Genomic DNA, 23,545 nt, shown 5'->3' with positions numbered 1-23,545 from the left:
GTTGTGGGAGAGGGTATTTCGGTGTCGTTGGCGGGGTTTCCTCCGAGTCGCGCACGATCGGTGTGGTCCGTGTCGGTCAGTCCGTCGGCAGCGCGGCGGCGATCCGGGTGCGGTCGGGGATCGACGCGCTGGCGCCGAGTACGGTGGTCGCCAGCGCGCCCGCGGTATTGGCCCAGGTCAACGCGGCCCGTGGTCCGCTGGTCCAGGTGGCGGCGAGTGCGCCGGTGAACGCGTCGCCCGCGCCGGTGGTGTCGACCGCGTCGACGGCCATGCCCCGCACCGCCATCTCCCCGCCGTCCGCGCCGCGATAGGTCGCGCCCTCCGCGCCGAGGGTGCGCACCACGTGCGGGACGCGGGCGAGATCGGCGGAATACTGCTCGTATTCCAGGGAATTCACGATCGCGACGTCCACGTCGGCCCAGAGTTCGGCGGGCAGCGGGGCGACCGGTGACGGATTGAGCACCACGAGGGTGCCTGCGGCGCACGCGTGGCGGGCGGCGGCGACGACGGTGTCGAGGGGGATCTCGAGCTGGCACAGCAGGAGGTCGGCCGCGGCGATGGCGGCGAGTTCGTCCTCGGACAGGTCGGTCACGTGTCCGTTCGCGCCCGCGACGACGATGATGCTGTTCTCGCCGGACCCGTCCACCACGATCGAGGCGACCCCGCTGGGGCCCTCGACCCGCCGTACCAGGGTCGTATCGACACCCGCCTCGTCCAACGTGGACCGCAGTTCGTCGCCGAACGCGTCGTCGCCGAGCGCGCCGAGGAACCGCACCCGCGCCCCCGAGCGGGCGGCGGCGACCGCCTGATTGGCACCCTTGCCGCCGGGCACCGTCGCGAACCCGGTACCGAGCACGGTCTCACCGGGTGCGGGTCGGCGCCGCGTGCTGGTCACCAGGTCCATATTGATGCTGCCGAGGACGACGACATCGGGTCCGGCGGAGCTGTCCATGAGGCCAACCTAGCGGTGTGCGGGCCGGTCTCGCGGTGCTGTGGCGAAGCCGAGGACGGCGGTGTCGGCGGAGCGCGGTGGCACATCGGGTCGACGACGTCCAGCGGGCGCTTCGAGCCTGTGGATAACTCGGCCCCGGCGCCGGTCGGGGCCGCTTTACGGCGTCCGGGTCGCGTCGAGTCGACGAGCCGCACTGCGTAGGCTGATACCCATGACGGTAGAAGTGACCCCCGAGCTCGACATCCGCGCAGCGGTGCACGACGCCGCCCGCAGGGCTCGCGTCGCGTCCCGGGTGCTGGCCCAGCTGACCACGGCACAGAAGAACGACGCATTGCACGCGGCGGCCGACGCGCTGCTCGCCGCCGCCGATCGCGTGCTCGCGGCCAACGCGCAGGACATCGCGACCGCCCAGGCCGCAGGCACCGAGGAGAACCTGCTCGACCGGCTGCGCCTGACCGAGGCCCGCATCGACGGCATCGCCTCCGGGCTGCGTCAGGTCGCCGGACTGCCCGACCCGGTGGGCGTGATCGTGCGCGGTTCCACGCTGCCCAACGGCCTGGAGATCCGCCAGACGCGGGTGCCGCTCGGTGTGGTCGGCATGGTCTACGAGGCCCGCCCCAACGTCACCGTCGACGCCTTCGGTCTCGCGCTCAAGTCCGGCAACGCGGCGCTGCTGCGCGGCTCGTCCTCGGCGGCGCAGTCCAATGCCACGCTGGTCGAGGTGCTGCGCGAAGCGCTTGTCGCCCAGGGCATCCCGGCCGACGCGGTGCAACTGCTGCCCAGCCACGACAGGTCGAGCGTCACCCACCTGATCCAGGCCCGCGGCCTGGTCGACGTGGTGATCCCGCGCGGCGGCGCTGGCTTGATCAACGCGGTCGTGCGCGACGCGCAGGTGCCCACCATCGAGACCGGCACCGGCAACTGCCACGTCTACGTGCACGCCGCCGCCGATCTGGACATGGCCGAGGCGATCCTGCTCAATGCCAAGACCCGCCGTCCCAGCGTGTGCAACGCCGCCGAGACGGTGCTCATCGACGCCGCCGTCGCCGAGACCGCCCTCCCGCGCCTGAGCAAGGCCCTCGAGGCCGCGGGCGTCACCATCCACGGCGACCTGCCCGGCCAGGTCCCCGCCACCGACGCCGACTGGGGCGAGGAGTACCTCACCCTCGACATCGCCCTGAAGGTCGTCGACTCCCTCGACGCCGCGGTGGACCACATCAACACCTGGGGCACCGGCCACACCGAGGCCATCGTCACCGCCGACCTGGCCGCCGCGCGCGAGTTCACCGCCCGCGTCGACGCCGCCGCGGTCATGGTCAACGCCTCCACCGCGTTCACCGACGGCGAGCAGTTCGGCTTCGGCGCCGAGATCGGCATCTCCACCCAGAAGCTGCACGCCCGCGGCCCGATGGCCCTGCCCGAACTCACCTCCACCAAGTGGATCGTGTGGGGCGACGGCCAGACTCGGCCGGTGTGATCGTGGCACTGGTAGAGGAACCGATCTTCGCGTCGGTCGAGGAAGTCGTCGAGCGGCTCGCCGCCACCGGTTACCTGGCCGACAAGGCCACCGCCACCTCGGTCTTCCTGGCCGACCGGCTGGGCAAACCGCTGCTCATCGAGGGTCCGGCCGGTGTCGGCAAGACCGAGCTGTCGCGCGCGGTGGCCCAGGTCGCCGGGGCCGAACTGGTGCGGTTGCAGTGCTACGAGGGTGTCGACGAGGCCCGCGCGCTCTACGAGTGGAACCACGCCAAGCAGATCCTGCGGATCCAGGCGTCGAGTGAGAACGACTGGGCCGAGACCAAGGCCGACGTCTTCACCGAGGAGTTCCTGCTCTCGCGTCCGCTGCTCACCGCGATCCGCCGTACCGAGCCCACCGTGCTGCTCATCGACGAGACCGACAAGGCCGATGTCGAGATCGAGGGCCTGCTGCTGGAGGTGCTCAGCGATTTCGCGGTGACCGTGCCGGAACTGGGCACCATCACCGCCACCCGCAAGCCCTTCGTGGTGCTCACCTCCAACGCCACCCGCGAGCTGTCCGAGGCGCTCAAGCGGCGCTGCCTGTACCTGCACCTGGACTTCCCCGACGAGGAACTGGAACGGCGCATCCTGGCCAGCCGGGTGCCCGAGCTGTCCACGACCGTCGCCGAGCAGCTGGTGCGGATCGTGCACGTGCTGCGCGGGATGCAGCTCAAGAAGCTGCCCTCGGTCGCCGAATCCATCGACTGGGGCAACACGCTGCTGGCACTGGGCGCCGAGGACCTCGACGACGCCACCGTGCGCGCCACCCTCGGGGTGGTCCTCAAGCACCGCAGCGACCACCAGCGCGCGCTGGCCGAGCTGAAGCTGGCCTGAGCCGTGACAGCGCCAGCGCCGCACGGACTCGGTGGTCACGTCGCCGGTTTCGTCGCGGCGCTGCGCGCTCGCGGCGTGCCCGTCGGTCCGTCGGAGACCATCGACGCGGGCCGGGTGCTCACCGTGCTCGACCTGCTCGATCGCGAGGCCGTGCGCGAGGGCCTGGCCTGCGCGGTGCTGCGCCGACCCACCCACCGCGCCACCTTCGACGACCTGTTCGACCTGTGGTTCCCGGTCGCCGTCGGCCACCGCGGCGCGGAAACCCCCGACCTCCCGCGCACCGCCGAGGGCCAGGTCGACCTGCCCGCGCTGCGTGAACGGCTCGCCGAACTGCTGGCCGAGGAGAACGGCGGCGCCCAGCTCGAGCAGCTGGCCGGACAGGTGGTCGAGCAGCTCGGGCAGTACCAGTCGGCGCGCGGCCCGTCGTTCTCGGCGTATCAGGCGATGAAAGACCTGGCCCCGCAGACCTTGCTGTCGCGCGTGCTCGCCGGACTCGCGCTCCCGCCGGATGCCAGCGCCCGCGACACCGAGGTGGCCCGCCGCGTCGCCAGGGAACGCATCGACAGGTTCCGGGCGAGCGTGCAGTCCGAGACCAACCGGCGCGTGGCCGAGCAGATCGGCCGCGACCGGGTCGCCACCTACGGCGTCACCCGCCAGGCCGAGGACGCCGATTTCCTGCGCGCCTCCGAACGCGAACTCACCGAGCTGAAACGCGGCACCCAGCGCCTGGCGCGCATCCTGGCCTCCCGGCTCGCGGTGCGGCGCAAGCACTCCCGACGCGGCGAGATCGATCTGCGCAAGACCCTGCGCGCGTCGATGTCCACCGGCGGCGTCCCGATCGATCTGGTGAACCGCAAACCCCGCCCCGGCCGCCCGGAACTGGTGCTGCTGTGCGACATCTCGGGCTCGGTGGCCGGATTCAGCAACTTCACCCTGCTGCTGGTGAGCGCCCTGCGCGAGCAGTTCTCCCGGGTGCGGATCTTCGCCTTCGTCGACCGCACCGACGAGGTCACCAGCTACTTCGACCCGCACGCCGGGCTCGACGACGTACTCATCCGGATCTTCACCGAGTCGCGCATCATCGACGCCGACGGGCACTCCGACTACGGCCAGGCGCTGACCAGTTTCGCCGACAACTTCGCCGACGCCGTCACCAGCCGCAGCTCGCTGCTCGTCCTCGGCGACGGCCGCACCAACTACCGCAATCCGCGCCTGGACGTCCTGCGTGAACTGGCCGGGACCGCCCGGCACGCGCACTGGCTCAATCCGGAACCGAAAAACCTGTGGGGCACCGGTGATTCGGCCGCCCGGGAGTACGCCACGGTGATAGAGATGCACGAATGCCGCTCCGCCCGGCAGCTGACCGAGGTGGTTTCCCGACTACTACCCGTGTGAAGGAGCTGTGGTGGATCCGCTGACCTACTGCCTGGCCAAACCCGGTGCGTGGGAAGACGAACCGTGGGAAGGCGATGTCGTCGCCAAGGTCGGCGACAAGATCTTCGCCTTCCTCGGCGCGGGCACCGCGATCGGCCTCAAATGTGGCCGTGACCGGGCCGAAGCCGACGAACTGGTACACGTCTACCCCGACGATGTCAGCGCCTCGGCCTACATCGGCCGCTACGGCTGGAACAGCATCCGGCTGGGCGGCGCCGTCCCCGACGACGAACTCCGCGAACTGATCGACGCCTCCTACGACGCGGTCGTCGCGAAACTCCCGAAGGCCAAGCGCCCGAAGACATGAGAAGTTTCAGCGGACGTTAAGCCACTTGCATGGTCCCGGTACCAGGATCGCGCACATGCTGGCAGGGGCGTCGCGCGACGACGAGCGAGCCGATCGACGCGGATCGGACAACACGGGTGACCTAGCGGTGTCGCGGGTGCGGTCCACCCGGTGACCGATCCGCACGTCGAGAACAGCGCCGCCGAACCAGCCCGCGACACACAGCCCGAACACCCCCTCGCCCCCGCGGGACCCGGTGCGCTCGTCGTGGTCGACCGAAGTCTCCCCGGACCCACACCGGGGATGGTGCCGGGGTTCGCGCCCGCGCTGGAGCCCGGTGCGGGGCTGCGGGCGGCGCGCAGGCTGGCCGTGGTGGCGGCGGCGCGGCTCGTCGACGCGCCCGCGGCGGCCGAGGAGCAGTTGCGGCGTGCGCTGGTGGTCGGCGCGGGTGAGCTGGCCGGGCGTGAGCTGGCGCAGTTGCGTACCCAGCTGGTCACCGCGCTGGCGGCCCAGCCCGATCGCGATCGTGAGGTGGCTCGGGCCGCGGCCGCCGCGGCGGCGAGCTGGCAGCCGATCTCCGGGGCCGACGCGGCACATCTGTGGCTGGTCGCCGGACGGGCCTGGCATCGGGCGGGCAGACACGGGGAGGCGGTCACCGCGTTCGACCGTGCCTTGCTCGGCGGCCCGCCGCACTATCCACCCGGCGAACTCTCCCTCGCGCGCGCCGAGTTCGCCGAGTCCCTGATCCGGCTGCGGCGCTACCGCCAGGCCGCCTGGCAGTTCACCGAGGCCGCGCGCCTGCTCTCCGGCGCACCCGCCGACCGGCATCGCCACGCCGACCTGGTGTGGTTGGCGGCGGTGGCCCGCGAATGCTGCGGGCAGGAGTCGCTGGCGCTGGGCCTCTACCTGCGCGCCGCCGGTCTGTGGGGCGAGCAGGGCCGCATCGTGCCGCGCGCCCGATGCCTGCGCGCGGCCGCCTGGCTGCAACTGCGCGGCCCGCACGGATACGTCCGCGGGCCGTGGTGGGTCACCATCGACGTCCTGCTGGCCGAACTCGGTCGCCTGGTCGCCGAGAACCCGGCCGCCCACGTCGCCGAAGAACTCGACCGCACCCGCGCCCAGTTCGCCCAGATGTGCGCCCAGGCGTCGGGCCTGGGATGACCGGCGCGCGGCGGCCGAGCACTCCGTTAAGCTCGGACCTCATGCACGAAACAGCTCGGCCGCGCCGCAAGCTCGGCGTCATGGGCGGCACCTTCGACCCGATCCACCACGGCCACCTGGTCGCGGCGAGCGAGGTCGCGAACCGGTTCGAGCTCGACGAGGTGATCTTCGTCCCCACCGGACAGCCGTGGCAGAAGGCGAACAAGCAGGTCAGCCCCGCCGAGGACCGCTATCTGATGACCGTCATCGCCACCGCGTCCAACCCGCGGTTCTCGGTCAGCCGGGCCGACATCGAACGCAACAAGGTCACCTACACCGTCGACACCCTGCGGGAGATGCAGAGCGCGCATCCCGACGACGAGCTGTACTTCATCACCGGTGCGGACGCGCTGGCCAACATCCTGACATGGCAGGATTGGACCGAACTGTTCGAACTGGCGAAGTTCGTCGGGGTGAGCCGTCCGGGGTACGAGCTGAACACCGACCATCTCGAGGAGCATCTGCGGGACCTTCCCGCCGACGCCGTCACGATGATCGAGGTCCCCGCGCTGGCCATCTCGTCGAGCGAATGCCGCCGCCGCGCCGCGGAGGGTCGGCCGGTCTGGTACCTCGTCCCCGACGGCGTGGTGCAGTACATATCGAAGCGGCACCTGTATGGGCCCGCAGGAACGGAAGGTAGCTGACGTTGAGCGAGACGAGCGTGGTTGTGGTCTGTCAGGGGGAGCGGGCATGAGCGCTTCCGCCGAATCGATCGAGATGGCCAAGGTCGCCGCGCTGGCGGCCGACGACAAGCTCGCCACCGATGTCGTCGTGCTCGACGTCTCCGAGCAGTTGGTGATCACCGACTGCTTCGTGATCGCGTCGGCGCCCAACGAGCGCCAGGTCAACGCGATCGTCGACAATGTCGAGGAGAAGCTGCGCGAGGCCGGGCACAAGCCGGTCCGTCGCGAGGGTACCCGCGAGGGCCGCTGGGCGCTGCTGGACTACGTCGACATCGTGGTGCACATCCAGCACAACGACGAGCGCAATTTCTATGCGCTGGAACGCCTCTGGCGTGACTGCCCGGCGGTGCCGGTGGACGGCATCGAAACCCCCGCCACCCCGGCGGCCGACGACGACGCACAGGTAGAGGGAAACACCGAGTGAGCAAGTACGCCCATGTGCGCACGCTGATCCTGCTGCGGCACGGGCAGACCGAATGGAACGCCGCCGACCGGATGCAGGGCCAGATCGACACCGATCTCACCGAGCTCGGCAGGCAGCAGGCCAAAGAGGCCGCCCGCGAACTGGTTTCGCGCAATGCCATCGCGATCCACGCCTCCGATCTGCGTCGCGCCAAGGACACCGCCCAGGCCCTCGGTGACCTCAGTGACCTGCCGGTGGTCCTCGACCAGCGGCTGCGCGAGACCAACCTGGGTGACTGGGAGGGGCTGACCCATCTCGAGGTCGACGCCGACTACCCCGGCGCGCGCGTGCGGTGGCGCCTCGACGCCACCTACACACCGCCCGGCGGGGAGAGCAAACTCGAGGTCGGCGCGCGGGCGTTGCCCGTGGTGCGCGAACTGTACAACGAGCGGCAGGATTGGCCCGGTCGGACTATCATCCTGGTTGCGCACGGCGGGCTGATCGCTGCCCTCACGGCCGCGCTGCTGGAACTGCCGCCCGGCAGCTGGCCCGCTCTGGGCGGGCTGGCCAATACGAGCTGGGTGCAGCTGTCCAGCCACGGCCCTGACATCGACCGACCCGGCTGGCGACTCGATGTTTGGAACGCAGCGGCGAAGGTAGCTCCCGATGTCCTCTGAAGAGCCCGTCCGATCGGTACCGGACGAACTGTTCCAGCAGGTGACGGCCAAGCCCGGACGGCAATTGCCGGACGCGCTGTTCGGCCCGGCACCCGCTCGCACCCCACGCGCCGAGCGTGAGGAGCCGATTCGTTCGGTACCGGACGAACTCTTCAAACAGGTCACCGCGCGGACGGTACGTTCGCTGCCCGACGCGCTGTTCGGTCCGATGCCCGCCCCGGTCCCGGCCGAACCCGAACAGGACGAGGCGGCGGATTCCGCCACCGGCGCAGGGGCTTCCGACGCGGCGATCGTCGAGTCGGGTGACGACACTCCTGGATCGGCCGACGGAATCGATTCCGTCGCAGCGGAGTCCACGGACGATCTCGTGGACACCGTCGAGCAGACCGTCTCGGAATCCGTTGCGACGTCCGAGACTTCGGAAGCCGACTCGACGGCGTCGGGGATCGGGCAGGGCGGGACCGAGCTCGAGCCGTCCGCTCCCGAGACTTCCGACGTCGCTGCCGAGGTGGTTTCCGTCGACGTGCTCGACGATGCCGGAGACGGTATTGCCGCCGCTGCCGAGGTCGCGGCGGATGGATCCGAGGTCGCGGTGGTCGAGTCCGAGACCGGTGACGTCGCCGCGGCCGCGCGAGCGGATGGTCCCGAGATCGCCGCTACGGAAACGGCATCGTCCGAGGACGCGGCAAGCGAGAACGTCACCGAGGCGGGTGAATCCGCCGCAGCGCAAGTCGGCGTCGTCGAGAATCTGGTCGTCGCCCCGGCAGCCGCTGTCGACGGAGCGACGGAATCGGCTGTACCGCAGCCTGAACCGAGTGCGCCCCAGGACACGGACGGCGTGCTGGTCGAATCCGCGCCCGCCGCACTGCCTGTCGCCGAGGCGTCCCCGCGTCCGGTGCTGCTGGTGATCGCCGACTCGCTGGCCTACTACGGTCCCAAGGGCGGTCTTCCCGCCGACGATCCGAGGATCTGGCCGAATCTGGTCGCGGCCGAACTGGACTGGGATGTCGAGTTGATCGCGCGGATCGGCTGGACCTGCCGAGACGCCTACTGGGCGCTCATCGGTGACCCCAGGGTGTGGGCGGCGGTGCCGCGCGCGGGCGCGGTCGTGTTCGCCGTCGGTGGCATGGACACGCTGCCCTCGCCGTTGCCGACCGCGCTGCGCGAACTGATCCGCTACATCCGGCCGCCGCGGCTGCGGCGCGGGGTGCGCTCCACCTACAACTGGCTCCAGCCCAAGCTGTCGAAGCTCGGCCGCCCGGTGGCCCTGCCGCCGCGGGTGAGCGTCGACTACCTGGAGCAGTCGCGCGAGGCGCTCACGCACCTGCGTCCGGAACTGCCCGTGGTCGCGGTGCTGCCGTCGGTGCACAAGTGCGAGGCATACGGACGCGTGCACCGTGGCCGAGCCAAGGCCGTCAAGGCACTGCGGGCCTGGTCGGGCCGTACCTCGGTGCCGCTGGTCGACCTCGGCGAAGCGGTGCGCGAGGACATCGAGTCGGGCTCGGCGAACCCGGACGGCATCCACTGGGGCTGGGCGGGCCACACGGCCGTGGCGACGGCGATGACCAAGGCGCTGCAGGAGGTCCGGTAGTCCGTGACCGTTGTCGTGGTCACCGATTCGGCGGCCGGTCTGTCCGCCGACGTCGTCGCCGAACTCGGAATCGAAGTGGTCCCGTTGCACGTCCTCGTCGGCGAACGGGAGATCCGTGAGGGCATCGACCCGATCGAGATCGACTACGGCGCCGACTCGGTCAGCACCTCGGCCGCGTCGCCGGGTGAGCTGCGCGCGGCGTACGAGCGCGCGCTGACCCACAGCGACGGTGACGGCGTGGTGGCGGTGCACCTGTCGCGTCGGTTGTCGGCGACCTGGGAGTCCGGACGGCAGGCCGTGCGTGACATGGGCGCCGAAGACCGTGTGCGCCTGGTGGATTCGCTCGGCGCTGGCCTGGCCACCGGTCTGCCGGTGTTGGCCGCCGCCCGGCGTGCGCGCGCGGGCGAGGCCCTGGACGCGGTCTACGAGCGCGCGGTGGCGGCCGCGACCCGAGCCCGCACCTTCATCCTGGTCAACCGCACTGAACAACTCCGCAAGGGTGGCAGGCTGAGCAGCGCGGCCGCCTTCTTCGGCAGCGAGCTGGTGACCAAACCGCTGCTGCAAATCGTGGAAGGCAAGCTCGAGCTGCGCGAGAAGGTCCGCACCCGATCGCGCGCCTACGCCAAGCTCGTCGCCGCCGTCCTCGAGGCGGCCGGTGGTGACGGCGCCACCCTCGGCATCCAGCACCTGGGTGCCCCCGACGCCGCCGAGAACATCGCCGCGCAACTGCGCGAGCAGGCGCCGGAGCTGGCCGAACTCTACGTCGCCGAATTCGGTCCCACCCTCGGCGTGCACCTCGGGGTCGGTGCGCTCGGCGTGGTGGTCGTGCCCGGCGGCTGCTCCTGAACCGTCGCGTCGCCGGATCCGGACGCGCCGTCGCGGACCGGCCACGCGATGCCGTCGGGTGATCGCCCGGGGATCTAGGATGCCCCGGTGACCGCATTCGACGACTTCGACTACCTCGACACCGCGAACCTGCCGCCGCGCAGGCAACACATTCTCGCCGTGATCAGGGATTCGGTGCTCGCCCACGGCTATCCGCCCAGTGCCAGGGAGATCGCCGACGCGGTGGGTCTGCGGTCCACCTCCACCGTCGCCAAGCATCTGAAAGCCTTGGAGGAGGACGGTTTCCTGCGCCGCAGCGCCTCGCTCACCCGCCCCATCGATGTCCGGCTGTTCCTGCGCTCCGTGCCCGGCGCGGGTTCCGACTCCTCGGTGAGCGTGCCCGTCGTCGGCGATATCGCCGCGGGCACCCCGATCCTGGCCGAACAGCACGCCGACGACGTCCTGTCCCTGCCGCGTGAACTCGTCGGCCGCGGTGAGGTTTTCGGCCTGCGTGTGCGCGGTGACTCGATGATCGACGCCGCCATCTGCGACGGCGACCTGGTGGTGGTCCGCAGACAGCAGGAGGCGAATTCCGGCGACATCGTCGCCGCCATGATCGGCGAGGAGGCCACCGTCAAGGTGTTGCGCCGCCGCAACGGTCACATCCACCTCGAACCCCGCAATCCCGCCTACTCCGTGATCGACGGCGACGAGGCGGTGATCCTCGGTCGCGTCGTCTCGGTGATGCGCAGCATCTGAGGTCCTCACCCCACGCCGAACCAGCCCAGCGACTGACCGTGCGGACCCGCGTACGCCAGCGCCACCTCATCGAGCGCCACCACCAGCTGTGCGTCGTCCGAATCTCGTCCAGGCAGTTGGTCGGTGAGCCAGGGCAACACCCCGGGGCCCTCCTGGGAGATCCAGTGACACGGCAGTGCCCGCACTGTCGTCCGGAACTCCGCCCGGGCCGCCGGTGACAGGTAGTTGAGGACGGCACTGTGGAACACGACCACCGTGCTGTCGCGCGGTGCGGTGGCCACCAGTTCGGTGACCTTCTCGATCAGGTCGCCGACGATGATCTTCGGCGGGTCCGCCGCCGCGATCGCGCAGGCTGCCCGCAATCGAGCCGCCCGATGCTCCTGGCCCGGCCAGACGAGGGCTGCCAGCCAGTCGCGATCCCCGCCGTCGGCGGCGTCGAGCGGATTCAGGTCCACGCCCGTCCGGTGGACGACCCGCGGCAACCGGGTCGGGATCGGCACCGCCCCGGTGGTGGTGCAGGACAGCACCACCGAGGACGGGCCCTCCTCGGGATCGAGGCTCGCCCCGTCGTATCGATAGCTGAAACGGTCCGGATACAGGCACAATCCAGCCGAGGCGCCCACCTCGACGAGCGACAACGGTCCCGGTAGTGCGGCCAGGATCGGCAGCAGGCACGCCGCGCGCCCTGCTTCGTTGGTCTGCGTGCGGCGCGTCAGTGCCGTCCGCGCGATCGCGGGCCAGTGCGCGTGGAACTGCTCGCGGAATTCGCTGTAGCGCTCCGCATTCGCGCCGTTCACCCGGGCAGCGGCCAGGATCAGGTTCGGTTGCCGCTTGTCCGGCGGCAAGGCGGCGATGAGTGCCAAGGTCTCCGGGTCGGCGGCCATGTCGAGTGCTCGCCGGTGGTAGAGCGGGGAATTGCCGCGTGCCTCGCGGAGCGCGAACTCGCGGAATCTCTGTGCGGGGTGCATCTGTCCATCCGTACTGCGGAGTCGTCATGCGCGCACCGTATCCGTTCAGGCCGCGCCGAAAGCCCGCGTCGTCGGCGTGAAACCCTGGTTGTCCACAGGCTCGGAGTTATCCACAGGCTGATCGAAAGCCCTGGTCGGAGGCAGGGCCGCGTCGTCGTGCGGGCATACCGTCGGAGCCATGTCACGACACGAAGAGCACGAGCGGGTACGGCAGCGGTTGGGTGGAATGGCGGTGCGGGACCAGGGGTGGTCCGGTGGGCCGCCGCCCGGTCACGAGTCGGGCCGCAGTGCCACCGGCATCCGCGGCGAGGGGCGCTGGGACGACGAGGTCGCACCGGTGGGATCCGAGGAGGTGCGGCTGCCGAGTTGGCTCGATGAGGGAGCATCACGGCGACGGAACCGGTTCGTACCGGAGCGGTTTCGCGGTGCCCGGATGGATCCGGGTCGGCGGGGCGCGATGGCGCTGGGCGCGGTCGGCATCGTCGCGGTAGTGGTCACCGGTGTGGCGGTGATGCGGGATCAACCGGTGCCCCAGGCGGTCCCGCCGGTACCGGTAGTCCGGGCCGAGGCCGCTCCCGCACGTCCGGAAACGGTGGCCGCGGTTGCCGCGGTGGCGGAGACCGGTGCGGGTGCGGGTGCCGAGGTGGTGGTCAGCGTCGTGGGTCTGGTCGAGCACGCCGGTCTGCATCGGTTGCCCGGGGGTTCCCGCGTGGCGGACGCCATCGAGATGGCGGGCGGCATCCGCGACGGTGCCGACCTGACCGGACTGAACCTGGCCCAACGCCTGTCCGACGGCGACCAGGTCGTCGTCGGCGCCACCGGCCCGCACTCGGACCCGGCCAGGCTCGGCAGCGGCATGATCAGTGCGTCCGGCCGCACGCCCGCCGCTGGACCGTCCGCGCCGGGCGTCACCGGTTCTACGCCCGCCGGTGCGGGTGCGGGCAAGTCCGGTGGCGTCGATCTCAACACCGCCACCGAAGCCGAACTCGACGCTCTCCCCGGCGTCGGCCCGGTCACCGCGAAAGCCATCCTCGCCTGGCGCGCGGCCAATGGGCGCTTCACCGATATCGCCCAGCTGGGTGAGGTGGACGGTATCGGGCCCGCTCGCCTGGCGCGCCTTCGCGAGCTGGTGACGATATGACCACACCTCGTCACGCGGCTTCGCGCACCGAAACCCGCTGCTCCGCCTGGCTGATTCCGGACGCCGCACCGCGTCGGTCGGAGCCGCGCACCGGTTCGAGCGCCGAGGTCGACGGCAGCGGCGAGACGCTCACCGGGTCGTTGACCCCGGTGTGGCCGCGGCGAATCGGCTCGTTCGCCCTGCTCGCCGGGACGGAGGAGGGCGGGCCGCTCGGGTGGTCGTGGCCGACCGGTGCGGTGCTGGGATGACCGACTCGACAATCCCTGGAACAGAGTGGGCACACGCGGAATTCGGTAGTCGGTTCGGAGGCGGCGGATCAGCCTGCGTGGTGCACGGATGAGGGTTGCGGGGGAGGAGATCACCGCGGCGGAGGAAGGGGAGCGGCAGGTTCTCGATATGCGGTTGGTGCCTGCCGCGGTGGGGTGCTGGGTGGCGACGATCGTGGCGATCGGAGCCGGGTGGGTAGCGGGGGTAGTGATCTCGGTGGCTGCGGTGGTGGTGGCCATCGGGCTGTGGGTGGTGCTGCTCTGGGCGATCGCGCATCGGCGGGAGCGGTGGCGGGTGGTGGCGGTGGCCGGTCTGGCGGCCGTGTTGTTGACCGCGGGGTTCGGGGCTGCGGGGGCGTGGCGGGAGCACCGGGTGCAGGCACATCCGCTACGGGACATGGTCGGGCGGTCGGTGAGTGTGGTGGCGGTGGTCACCGACGACGCCAAACCGATGCGGGGCGGTGGGTTCGGTGGGCAGCGCCGGTGGATCGTGCACGCCGAACTGCGGGAATTCGGTGGAGGCGCGGGGTGGACGCGGGGCGGCGGGGCGGTCGTGGTGCTGGCGGGCGGTAGCGAGTGGGCCGCCCTGTCGCCGGGGCAGATGGTGCGATTCCGGGCGGAGGTGAGTCGGCCGAATCGGTCCGATCTCACCATCGCGGCGCTGAACGCGTCGGCGGCGCCGGAACGGCTCGGTGAGCCGCCGTGGTGGCAGCGGGTGGCGGCAGGCGTGCGCGCCGATCTGGTGGCGGCGGCCGCGCGGGCGTTGCCCTCGGATGCCGCTGGCCTGCTGCCCGCACTCGTCGTCGGCGATACGGTGGCACTGCCCGACCATGTTCGGGACGCCTTCGAAATCGCGGGACTTCAACATTTGTGCGTGGTCAGTGGCGCGAACTTCACGATTCTGTTGACAGCGTTGCTAGCGCTCACCCGGCTGCTCTCCGCCGGGCCGAGGACCAGCGCCGTCGCCGCGGCCGGGGTCGTCGGGGTGTTCGTCGTCATCGCGCGCCCCGATCCGAGTGTGCTGCGTGCCGCCGCGATGGGGTCGGTGACTGTGCTCGCCTTGCTGACCGGGCGGCGCAAACAAGCCCTGCCCGCGCTGTGCGGGGCGGTGATCGGATTGCTCGCGGTCGCACCGCAATTGGCGATGAGCGCGGGATTCGCGCTGTCGGTGTCGGCCACTGCCGGGCTGATCCTGCTCGCGCCGAGCTGGGCCGATTGGTTGCGCGCACGGGGATGGTGGCGGGCACCCGCGGAGGTGGTCGCGGTGTCGGCGGCGGCCTTCGTCGTCACCCTGCCGTTGATGGTGGCGCTGTCGGGCAGGGTCAGCCTCGTCGCGATCGTCGCGAACGCTCTGGTCGCCCCGGTGGTCGGATTGATCACGGTGATAGGTGCGGTGGGCGCCGTGGTGGCGTGCGTGTGGGGTGATGCCGCCGTCTGGGTGCTGTGGTGTGCGCGGCCACCGCTGTGGTGGTTGCTCGACGTGGCCGACCGCGCCGCCGCGGTGCCCGGCGCGACCATGACGGTGCGCTCGGGCACCCTCGGCGGCGTGGTGGCGGCGGTGATCGTCGTCGCGGTGATCGCTGCTCTGCGCTGGTCACGAACCCGGCGGCTACTCGCGGTCATCGCGCTCGGGATCGGCGTGGTGCTCGTCCCCGTACGCCTGTGGGCCCCCAGCTGGCCGCCGTCCGGCTGGACCCTGGCGATGTGCGACGTGGGTCAGGGCGACGGCCTCGCCCTCGCTGTCGGCCCCGGCACCGCCGTGGTCATCGACACCGGCCCCGATCCACGCCGCATCCGCCGATGCCTCGACAACCTGCACATCACCCACATCGCCCTCCTCATCCTCACCCACCCCCACGCCGACCACATCGACGGCGTCCCCGGCGCCCTCCGCGGCCGCACCGTCGACGCCATCGCCACGGCCCCAGGCGAACTCCCGATCGCACCACCTCACCCCACCGCCCCGACCTGCATCGCAGTGCCCACTACGTCCACCGATCCAGGTGCAGCCCCGACCTGCGTCGCCACAGCTTCACCCTGCGAGGTCACCGCCGCGTCGGGTGCGGCCGCGAACCGTGAGGTGGGGCATCAGGATGAGAAAGGAGGGGTTCGGCGGGTTGTCGAAAGTGCCTGTGGGGCAGGTGTTCCGCTGATGGAGTTGTTCGCGGGGCAGGTGTTGACCTTCGGAGCGGTGGAACTGGTGGTGCTGGCGCCGGGGCCCGGGGTGCCGAGCAGTACGGCGGCCGAGGGGGCCAATGATCGGTCGCTGGTGGTGATGGCGCGGACGGCGGTCGGGTCGGTGTTGTTCACCGGGGACATCGAGGCGGACGCGCAGGCCAGGGTGATGCGGGACCACGATGTCCGGGCCGATGTTCTCAAGGTGCCGCATCACGGGTCGCGGACGACGACCCCGGAGTTCTTTCGGGCGGTGCGGCCCCGGCTGGCGCTGATCAGTTCCGGGATGGACAACACGTTCGGACACCCGCACCCCACGGTCCTCGCCGCGCTGGCCGGTCTCGGCAGCATCGTCGCCCGGACCGATCGTGACGGGGACGTGGTCGTGCTCGGCGGCCCGGGGAACCTGCGCATCGTTACTTCCCGGCGCCGAGCCGCGCGGGTGTGTCCGGGCGGGGTCGACGTAGCAGGGATGGACCGGCATGGGGCACGTCGGTTGTCGGGGATGGTCCGTAGGATCGGCTCGTGAGCGAACGACCTGCTGCGGTGCATCTGGTTCTCGGGGACGAGGAACTGTTGGTCGAGCGTGCGGTGGCGCAGGTGACCGCGGCGGTGCGGGCGAACGCGCCGGATCCGGACTCGGTGCCGGTCGACCGGTTGCGCGCCGGGGACGCGAGTACCGCCGAGCTGGCCGAACTGCTGAGCCCCTCGCTGTTCGCCGAGGACCGGGTGATCGTGCTGGAGTCCGCGGCGGAGGCGGGCAAGGACGCGGTGGCGGTGATCACCGAGGCCGCGATCGATCCGCCCGACGGGGTGGTGCTGATGGTGCTGCACTCCGGCGGCGGGCGGGCCAAGGCGCTGGCACCGGCGTTGCAGAAGCAGGGTGCCGTCGTGCACGAATGCGCGAAGCTCACCAAGGCCGGGGAGCGGATGGAGTTCGTGCGCGCGGAGTTCCGGGCGGCGGGGGTCAAAGTGCCCGCCGAGGCGGTGCAGGTGCTGATCGAGTCCGTCGGCTCCGAGCTGCGCGAACTGGCCGCGGCCTGTTCGCAATTGGTCGCTGACACCGGCGGCAAGGTCGATGTGAACGCCGTACGCCGTTACTACTCCGGCCGGGCCGAGGTGACCGGGTTCGATGTCGCCGAGCTGGCCGTGACCGGTGACCGGCCCGCCGCCATGGAGGCCCTGCGCTGGGCCACCGATCGCGGTGTGCCGCACGTGCTGCTGGCCGATGCCCTCGCCGATTCGGTGCACACCATCGCCAAGGTCGGGTCGGCGGGCCGGGGCGACCCGTTCAAGCTCGCCCAGCAGCTCGGCATGCCGCCGTGGAAGGTGAAGAAGGCCCAGGCTCAGGCCCGCGGCTGGAACCCGGCCACCATCGGCACCGCCCTCCAGGTGGTCGCCACGCTCAACGCCGACGTCAAAGGCGGCGCCGCCGACGCCACCTACGCCGTCGAACACGCCCTCTCCCGCATCCTGGACCTGCGTGCGGCAGGCTGACCCCGGCTCCACCCGCCCCGCGGCACCGAGCCCGCGGCGCACGCGGCGCTCACCCGGCCGGTGGCCCGTCGCGGCACACCCTTGACCTCAACAACGGTTGAGGGAGAACGATGCTCGTCATGGACATCAACACCACCCAGCCGCCGGTGATCGACGACCACACCGTCGATCACACCGACGACATCGCCGCCATCCGACAGATCATCACCGATACCCAGACCGCCATGAACACCAACGACGCCGAACTCCTGACCGCGTCGTTCGCGGAGAACGCCACCGTCGGCAATGCAGCGGGCATGGTGATCAGCGGGCGCGACGCGCTGCTGGCGGCGAACCGGCGTGGGTTGGCGGGGTTTCTGAAGGACGAGTACGTCCGCTACGACGTCACCGATATCCGGTTCCCGCGGCCCGATGTCGCTCTCGCGTACAAGCAGGCGCGCGCGACCACGCCCGAAGGGGAACTGATCGACATCGAGCCCGCGATGGTCGCGCTGTATGTGCTGGTCAAGGAGGGCGGTCGCTGGTGGACGGTGGCCAGGCAGAACACGCCGGTCCCGAAGGGCTGACGACGGCCCGCGCCCGACGGTCGGCACCAATTCGCGATCGGATCGCGATCTTCGATCACTCCTGGCGCTGGCAGAGTCGAGCACGACATGGGAGAGCCGACCGTTAGCCGAACCGATGAGCGCGGACGAGGTCGACGCGCTCATCGGTCGGCTCGGGACTGGGCCAGGGGAATCGGGAAGGGGATCGCGGCGGGGCTGTCGGCCGCGATCGTCGCGGTGACGGCCTACGGGTGGTCCACGGCGGGCAACTTCGATTCCGGCTTCCTGCGCTCGTACGCGCTGGGGGAGGACGCGCCACACTCGCTCGGCGGCGACCTCAACATCCTGCTGATCGGCCTGGACACCCGTCGCGACCAGGACGGCAACGAACTACCGCCCGAGGTGCTCGAACAACTCCACGCCGGTGACGGCGACGAGGGCGGCTACAACGCCAACACCCTGATCCTGGTGCACATCCCGGCCGCCATGGACAAGATCGTCGCGGTGTCCATCCCGCGCGACGACTATGTGCCGGTCAGCGGCATCCCCGGCTACACCCACGCCAAGATCAAGGAGGCGTACGGGTTGAAGAAGGCGGCCGTCCAAGACCAGCTGATCGCGCGCGGGATGACCGATCGGGCCGAGCTCGAGCAGGCGGGCCGGGAGGCGGGACGCGCCTCGATCGTCAAGGCGGTGCGGGATCTGACCGGGGCGCCGATCGACCGCTTCGCCGAGATCACCCTCGCCGGGTTCTACGACCTGGCCGACGCGCTGGGCGGGGTGGAAGTGTGCTTGAAACAGCCGGTGAGCGACCCGGAGTTCTCCGGCGCCGACTTCCCGGCGGGCCGCCAGCATCTGGATCCGGCGCAGGCGTTGGCCTTCGTGCGGCAACGGCACGGACTGGACAACGGCGATCTGGACCGCACCCACCGCCAACAGGCCTTCCTCACCTCGGTGGCCAGGAAACTGCGCAGCGCGGGCACCCTCACCGATCCGGGCAAGCTCTCGGCGCTGATGGACGTGGCGCACCGCAATATCGTGCTCTCCGACGGGTGGAGCATGACCGACTTCGTGCGCACGCTCGGCGGCGCCGAGGATCCGCAGGTCGAATTCCGCACCCTGCCGGTGCTGCGCTACGACGTGATCAACGGTCAGGACGTGAACATCGTCGACCGCGCGGCCATCCGCCGCGAGATCTCGACCGCCTTCGGGACACCGTTCGCCGACCCGTCGCCAACCACCACGACCCGGCGGCACACTCCACCCGCGGCCCTGCCCGCGGAGGCGACCACCGGCAGACAGACCGGCACGACCAGCTCGGTGACCGAAACCCCCGACGCGGGCAAGCCGGTCCGCAGCGACATCACCTCGGGGGAGATCCCCTGTGTGAACTGAACCGGAGGATCACTCGCCGACCAGGGCGAGCTGCTCCTCGTCGTCGCCGAGGTCGTCCTCGAGGTCCTCGTAGCGGCCCTCCCACTCCTCGTAGAGCGGGACCTCGTCCTCGCGGGTGACGATCCACGCCGGGGAGTAGCCGCCCTCCTCGTCGGGCACCATCACGTTCTCGATCTTGAGGCCGAGCCCCAGGATCTCCGCGGCGCGGATCACCTCGGCCAGGTCGTCGCCTCGTACCACCGTCTGATTCGCGTAGACCGTCAACATGCGCGGAATGGTAGCCGACGACAAAAGCCGCCGTGGTCATCGAGGCCACGGCGGCTGCGTCTTGCGAGGTATTGCTGAGCGGGATCGAGCCCGCCCCGATCAGATCTTGTTCAGAGCCAGCGCGAGCGCGGACTTCTTGTTGGCCGCCTGGTTGGCGTGGATGACGCCCTTGGAAGCGGCCTTGTCGAGCTTGCGGCTCGCGAACTGCAGCTGCTCGGCAGCCTTTTCCTTGTCGCCGCTGGCAGCAGCTTCACGGAAGTTGCGGATCGCGGTGCGCAGCGCGGACTTGACCGACTGGTTGCGCTTGCGCGCCGCCTCGTTGGTACGGATCCGCTTCATCTGGGACTTGATGTTGGCCACGCCTGTATCCTCTGGTTTCCTGTCGCTGGGTGGTATGTCTTGAAAGCTCGTCGGGCGCGCGCCCACGATGCAGCAGGTGGTGCTGAACTACGGGTAACACCGCGCCGAATGTCGAGGTTACCAGCTCGGCACCGGCGGGCGAAATCGGCCCGGATCCGGCCGCACCGGCCCGCGCTCGATTTCACCCGTTTCAGGTGATGCAAGAAATTTACCTGTGTCTCACAGAACCCTGCTGTCGGGTGATGCACAGTTTTTCCCATGACCTCCACCACAGCGCCGAGTACGGGTCGACCAGCAGCACCGGCGTCGGTGGGATCGACCGGACAGCCGACCGCGCAGACCGGCCTGTTCGAGGGGTACGGGCCGGGCCGCTTCGCCGACGCCTTCGACGAGATGTTCGACGCCGCGGGCCGGGTGCGCGCGCCCTATCGCGGCATCCACGCGGCGATGGCCGGGATCGACGTCGACGACCTGGCCAAGCGGTCCGACGCACTGGACCGCGCCTTCATCGATCAGGGCATCACCTTCTCGCTGTCCGGGCAGGAGCGGCCGTTTCCACTGGATCTGGTGCCCCGGGTGATCGCCGCCGCGGAGTGGGCCAAGCTCGAACGCGGCATCAAGCAGCGGGTGACCGCGCTGGAACTGTTCCTGGCCGACATCTACGGCGAGCAGAACATCCTGCGCGACCAGGTGATGCCCAAGCGGCTGGTCACCTCCTGCGAGCACTTCCACCGGGAGGCGGCCGGGCTGGTGCCGCCCAACGGGGTGCGCATCCACGTCTCGGGGATCGATCTGGTGCGCGACGAACGCGGCGACTTCCGCGTCTTGGAGGACAACCTGCGTTCGCCGTCGGGGGTCTCCTATGTGATGGAGAACCGGCGCACGATGGCGCGGGTCTTCCCCGATCTGTTCTCCTCGCACCAGGTGCGCGCCGTCGGCGACTATCCCGGACATCTGCTGCGCGCGTTGCGGGCCTCGGCCGCGCCCAACGAGGCCGACCCGACCGTGGTGGTGCTCACCCCGGGCGTGCACAACGCCGCCTACTTCGAGCATTCGCTGCTGGCCCGGCAGATGGGGGTGGAACTTGTCGAGGGACGCGATCTGTTCTGCCGCGACAATGTCGTCTACATGCGCACGACCGCGGGGGAGCGGCAGGTCGACGTGATCTACCGGCGCATCGACGACACCTTCCTCGACCCGATGCACTTCCGCCCCGACTCGGTGCTGGGCGTGGCCGGGATCCTCAACGCCGCCAGGGCGGGCAATGTGGTGATCTCGAGCGCCGTGGGCAACGGCGTCGGCGACGACAAGCTCATCTATACCTATGTGCCCACGATCATCGAGTACTACCTCGGTGAGAAACCGGTGCTGCCCAATGTCGACACCTTCCGCTGCTGGCTCGACGACGAGCGCGCCGAGGTGCTCGACCGGGTCGGCGAGCTGGTGGTCAAGCCGGTCGAGGGGTCCGGCGGCTACGGCATCGTCATCGGGCCGGACGCGGGTCCGCGTGAGCTCGACGCCGTGCGGCGCAAGATCAGGGCCGATCCGCGCGGCTGGATCGCCCAGCCGGTGGTGCAGCTCTCGACCGTGCCGACCAAGATCGGCAACGATCTGGTGCCCCGGCACGTGGACCTGCGTCCGTTCGCGGTCAACGACGGTGACGACATCTGGGTGCTGCCGGGCGGGCTCACCCGCGTCGCGCTGCCCTCGGGCTCGCTGGTGGTGAACTCCAGCCAGGGCGGCGGCAGCAAGGACACCTGGGTGCTGGCCGGACGCTCGGGTCGGGCCGAGCGGGAACTGGCCGGTTCGGAACTGGTGAGCGACCCGCCCCAGGCCGACTCGTTCGAGATCGGCCGCGAGCTCAGCGCGCCGCAGGCCAATCAGCAACAGCAGCAACAACAACAGACGCAGCGGCTGATCGGGGAATAACACACATGCTTGCTCGAAACGCCGAATCCCTCTACTGGATCGGCCGATACGTCGAGCGCGCCGACGACACCGCGCGCATCCTCGACGTCGCCGTGCACCAGCTGCTCGAAGACGCCACCGTCGACGCCGACCGCACCTCGCGGGTGCTGCTCAAGGTGCTCGGCATCGAGGCACCGGAGGGCCTGCGCCTCGACGTCTGGTCGGTGACCGATCTGGTCGCCTTCAGCCACGACCACGGCGTCTCGATCAGCGACTCCATCGCCAAGGCCCGCGAGAACGCCAGGGGCGCCAGGGAAGTCACCTCCAGCGAGATGTGGGAGTGCCTCAACGCCACCTACAACGGCCTGCCCGCCGCCGAGCGCGCGGCACGCGGCCTTGGCCCGCACGAGTTCTTCTCCTTCATCAAGGACCGCGCGGCGATGTTCACCGGGCTGACCGATTCCACGCTGAGTCGCGACGACGGCTACCGCTTCCTGCTGCTCGGGCGCTGCGTCGAACGCGTGGACATGATGGTGCGTCTGCTGCTCTCGCGCGCGGGCGATCGCACCTCCTCGCCCGCCTGGGTGACGGTGCTGCGTTCGGCCGGGGCGCACGACACCTATCTGCGCACCCACCGCGGCGCCCTCGACGCCGCCCGGGTCGCCGAGTTCATCCTCATCGACCGGCTCTTCCCCCGGTCGGTGTTCCACACGCTGCGCGTGGCCGAGGACTGCCTGACCGAACTCGACCAGCGTCCGGGCAGCCGGGTCGGGGCGCGGCACGAGGCCCAGCGGGTGCTCGGCCGGGCCCGCAGCGAACTGGAGTTCCTGCCGCCGGGTGTGCTGCTGGAAGACCTGCAGAGCCGCCTGCTCGCCCTGCAGAAGTGCTGCCGCGAGGTGAGCGAGGCGGTCTCGCGCCAGTACTTCCACGCCGCCCCGTGGGTGGCCTGGACCGATGTCCGCCGCAACCAGGACACGCGCGTGCCGGTGGAGGGAGAATTATGAGCTGGCGGATCAGGGTGGTGCACACCACGGGATATGTCTACGACGCGCCGGTGACGCGCTCGTTCAACGAGGCCAGGCTCACGCCCAGGGCCGACAGCAGGCAGAACGTGATCCTCAATCGCGTCGAGACCGTGCCCGCCACCAGGGCCTATCGCTACACCGACTACTGGGGCACCGCGGTCACCGCCTTCGACCTGCACGCCCCGCACACCGAACTCGAGGTGACCGGGTCCTCGGTGGTGGAGACCGAGCCGTTCGCCGAACCGGCGGGCGAGCTGACCTTCGAGGACCTGCGCGGCGGACGCGTCGTCGACCGGTTCGACGAAATGCTCAGTCCCACCGCCTATGTGCCGCGCGACCGCAAGCTGGCCACGGTGGCCCGGCAGCTCTCGCGCGGTGAGCCACCGGCCAAGGCGGTGGTGCGCGCGGCGGAGTGGGTGCACAAGGAGATGGACTACATCGCGGGCACCACCTCGGTGCACACCTCCGCGCCGCAGGCGTTCGCCGAGCGGCGCGGGGTCTGCCAGGACTACGCCCATCTGACGCTGGTGTTGTTGCGCAGCATGGGGATTCCGAGCCGCTACGTGTCGGGGTATCTGCATCCGAAGCCGGGCGCCGAGATCGGGGAGACGGTGGCGGGGCAGTCACACGCCTGGATCGAGGCGTGGACCGGGCAGTGGTGGGGGTATGACCCGACCAACAATCTGGCCGTCAACGAGCAGCACGTCTCGGTGGGGGTGGGCCGCGACTACGCGGACGTGCCGCCGCTGAAAGGTGTGTTCTCCGGGGGCGGCTCGACCGATCTGGAGGTCGTTGTGGAGGTCACCCGGCTCGCGTAATCTCCGAGTGGATCGTGC

General features: G+C 70.4%; 24 protein-coding genes. 20 read left to right on the top strand and 4 right to left on the bottom strand.

Annotated features, from left to right (window positions below):
- Positions 1 to 76 precede the first annotated feature (76 nt).
- Positions 77 to 952, bottom strand: a complete 876-nt coding sequence (locus tag QC180_RS12610; protein WP_278262879.1) for a ribokinase — start codon at positions 950 to 952, stop codon at positions 77 to 79.
- 211 nt (positions 953 to 1,163) lie between these two features.
- Here QC180_RS12610 and QC180_RS12605 point away from each other — a divergent pair, with 211 nt between their 5' ends.
- The 11 genes from QC180_RS12605 (at position 1,164) to lexA (ending at position 11,162) form a co-directional block, all read left to right on the top strand.
- A complete protein-coding gene (locus QC180_RS12605; RefSeq protein ID WP_278262878.1) occupies positions 1,164 to 2,429 on the top strand; it encodes a glutamate-5-semialdehyde dehydrogenase in 1,266 nt (421 codons plus the stop codon).
- On the top strand, positions 2,426 to 3,304 hold the full coding sequence (locus QC180_RS12600) for an AAA family ATPase (RefSeq protein ID WP_278262877.1): 879 nt from the start codon (positions 2,426 to 2,428) through the stop codon (positions 3,302 to 3,304). The genes QC180_RS12605 and QC180_RS12600 overlap by 4 nt, the downstream gene beginning before the upstream one ends.
- 3 nt (positions 3,305 to 3,307) lie before the next feature.
- Positions 3,308 to 4,699: a vWA domain-containing protein gene (locus tag QC180_RS12595; protein WP_278262876.1), complete on the top strand. Its 1,392-nt coding sequence runs from the start codon at positions 3,308 to 3,310 to the stop codon at positions 4,697 to 4,699.
- A 10-nt stretch (positions 4,700 to 4,709) separates the two neighbouring features.
- On the top strand, positions 4,710 to 5,045 hold the full coding sequence (locus tag QC180_RS12590; protein ID WP_278262875.1) for an MmcQ/YjbR family DNA-binding protein: 336 nt from the start codon (positions 4,710 to 4,712) through the stop codon (positions 5,043 to 5,045).
- A 150-nt stretch (positions 5,046 to 5,195) separates the two neighbouring features.
- A complete protein-coding gene (locus QC180_RS12585; protein WP_278262874.1) occupies positions 5,196 to 6,185 on the top strand; it encodes a tetratricopeptide repeat protein in 990 nt (329 codons plus the stop codon).
- Between the two features lie 41 nt (positions 6,186 to 6,226).
- A complete protein-coding gene (gene nadD, locus QC180_RS12580) occupies positions 6,227 to 6,868 on the top strand; it encodes a nicotinate-nucleotide adenylyltransferase (RefSeq protein ID WP_278262873.1) in 642 nt (213 codons plus the stop codon).
- A gap of 46 nt (positions 6,869 to 6,914) precedes the next feature.
- Positions 6,915 to 7,331 carry a ribosome silencing factor gene (gene rsfS / locus QC180_RS12575; RefSeq protein WP_278262872.1) on the top strand — a complete coding sequence of 139 codons (417 nt, stop codon included), beginning with the start codon at positions 6,915 to 6,917 and terminating at the stop codon, positions 7,329 to 7,331.
- A complete protein-coding gene (locus QC180_RS12570) occupies positions 7,328 to 7,987 on the top strand; it encodes a histidine phosphatase family protein (RefSeq protein ID WP_278262871.1) in 660 nt (219 codons plus the stop codon). The genes rsfS and QC180_RS12570 overlap by 4 nt, the downstream gene beginning before the upstream one ends.
- A gap of 904 nt (positions 7,988 to 8,891) precedes the next feature.
- Positions 8,892 to 9,578, top strand: a complete 687-nt coding sequence (octT, locus tag QC180_RS12565; RefSeq protein WP_278263141.1) for a diglucosylglycerate octanoyltransferase — start codon at positions 8,892 to 8,894, stop codon at positions 9,576 to 9,578.
- A gap of 3 nt (positions 9,579 to 9,581) precedes the next feature.
- Positions 9,582 to 10,424, top strand: a complete 843-nt coding sequence (locus QC180_RS12560; RefSeq protein ID WP_278262870.1) for a DegV family protein — start codon at positions 9,582 to 9,584, stop codon at positions 10,422 to 10,424.
- An 87-nt stretch (positions 10,425 to 10,511) separates the two neighbouring features.
- The gene (gene lexA, locus QC180_RS12555) at positions 10,512 to 11,162 is read left to right on the top strand and encodes a transcriptional repressor LexA (protein ID WP_278262869.1); all 651 of its coding nucleotides are present in this window, start codon (positions 10,512 to 10,514) and stop codon (positions 11,160 to 11,162) included.
- 5 nt (positions 11,163 to 11,167) lie between these two features.
- Here the strand turns inward: lexA and QC180_RS12550 are convergent, their stop codons facing one another.
- Complete coding sequence (locus QC180_RS12550; protein ID WP_278262868.1) at positions 11,168 to 12,130, bottom strand: DUF2332 domain-containing protein; 963 nt, start codon at positions 12,128 to 12,130, stop codon at positions 11,168 to 11,170.
- Positions 12,131 to 12,563: 433 nt separating this feature from the next.
- Here QC180_RS12550 and QC180_RS12545 point away from each other — a divergent pair, with 433 nt between their 5' ends.
- The 6 genes from QC180_RS12545 to QC180_RS12520 all read left to right on the top strand — a co-directional run bounded on the left by QC180_RS12545 (position 12,564) and on the right by QC180_RS12520 (position 19,149).
- Positions 12,564 to 13,271 carry a ComEA family DNA-binding protein gene (locus QC180_RS12545; RefSeq protein WP_278262867.1) on the top strand — a complete coding sequence of 236 codons (708 nt, stop codon included), beginning with the start codon at positions 12,564 to 12,566 and terminating at the stop codon, positions 13,269 to 13,271.
- Positions 13,268 to 13,519, top strand: a complete 252-nt coding sequence (locus QC180_RS12540) for a hypothetical protein (RefSeq protein WP_278262866.1) — start codon at positions 13,268 to 13,270, stop codon at positions 13,517 to 13,519. The genes QC180_RS12545 and QC180_RS12540 overlap by 4 nt, the downstream gene beginning before the upstream one ends.
- An 88-nt stretch (positions 13,520 to 13,607) precedes the next feature.
- Positions 13,608 to 16,241, top strand: coding sequence for a ComEC/Rec2 family competence protein (locus tag QC180_RS12535; protein ID WP_278262865.1), 2,634 nt, complete (start codon positions 13,608 to 13,610; stop codon positions 16,239 to 16,241).
- Positions 16,238 to 17,209, top strand: coding sequence for a DNA polymerase III subunit delta (gene holA, locus QC180_RS12530; RefSeq protein WP_278262864.1), 972 nt, complete (start codon positions 16,238 to 16,240; stop codon positions 17,207 to 17,209). The genes QC180_RS12535 and holA overlap by 4 nt, the downstream gene beginning before the upstream one ends.
- Before the next feature lie 119 nt (positions 17,210 to 17,328).
- Positions 17,329 to 17,775, top strand: a complete 447-nt coding sequence (locus tag QC180_RS12525; protein ID WP_278262863.1) for an SgcJ/EcaC family oxidoreductase — start codon at positions 17,329 to 17,331, stop codon at positions 17,773 to 17,775.
- Between the two features lie 216 nt (positions 17,776 to 17,991).
- The gene (locus tag QC180_RS12520) at positions 17,992 to 19,149 is read left to right on the top strand and encodes an LCP family protein (protein WP_474646425.1); all 1,158 of its coding nucleotides are present in this window, start codon (positions 17,992 to 17,994) and stop codon (positions 19,147 to 19,149) included.
- A 9-nt stretch (positions 19,150 to 19,158) separates the two neighbouring features.
- Here the strand turns inward: QC180_RS12520 and QC180_RS12515 are convergent, their stop codons facing one another.
- On the bottom strand, positions 19,159 to 19,416 hold the full coding sequence (locus tag QC180_RS12515) for a hypothetical protein (protein WP_278262861.1): 258 nt from the start codon (positions 19,414 to 19,416) through the stop codon (positions 19,159 to 19,161).
- A 99-nt stretch (positions 19,417 to 19,515) separates the two neighbouring features.
- Complete coding sequence (rpsT, locus tag QC180_RS12510) at positions 19,516 to 19,776, bottom strand: 30S ribosomal protein S20 (RefSeq protein ID WP_019045815.1); 261 nt, start codon at positions 19,774 to 19,776, stop codon at positions 19,516 to 19,518.
- 258 nt (positions 19,777 to 20,034) lie between these two features.
- Between rpsT and QC180_RS12505 the strand changes: the two genes are divergently transcribed.
- From QC180_RS12505 to QC180_RS12495, 3 genes are read left to right on the top strand one after another with little or no spacing between them, the layout of a single operon-like run.
- The gene (locus tag QC180_RS12505) at positions 20,035 to 21,705 is read left to right on the top strand and encodes a circularly permuted type 2 ATP-grasp protein (protein ID WP_474646424.1); all 1,671 of its coding nucleotides are present in this window, start codon (positions 20,035 to 20,037) and stop codon (positions 21,703 to 21,705) included.
- A 5-nt stretch (positions 21,706 to 21,710) separates the two neighbouring features.
- A complete protein-coding gene (locus tag QC180_RS12500) occupies positions 21,711 to 22,688 on the top strand; it encodes an alpha-E domain-containing protein (RefSeq protein WP_278262860.1) in 978 nt (325 codons plus the stop codon).
- Positions 22,685 to 23,527 carry a transglutaminase family protein gene (locus QC180_RS12495; RefSeq protein ID WP_278262859.1) on the top strand — a complete coding sequence of 281 codons (843 nt, stop codon included), beginning with the start codon at positions 22,685 to 22,687 and terminating at the stop codon, positions 23,525 to 23,527. Before QC180_RS12500 ends, QC180_RS12495 begins: the two co-directional genes overlap by 4 nt.
- Positions 23,528 to 23,545 lie beyond the last annotated feature (18 nt).

The sequence above is a fragment of the Nocardia anocheti genome (assembly GCF_029675105.1).
GTDB lineage: Bacteria > Actinomycetota > Actinomycetes > Mycobacteriales > Mycobacteriaceae > Nocardia.
The sequence above is the reverse complement of the archived record's forward strand: the minus strand, read 5'-3'. Positions and strand labels throughout refer to the sequence as shown.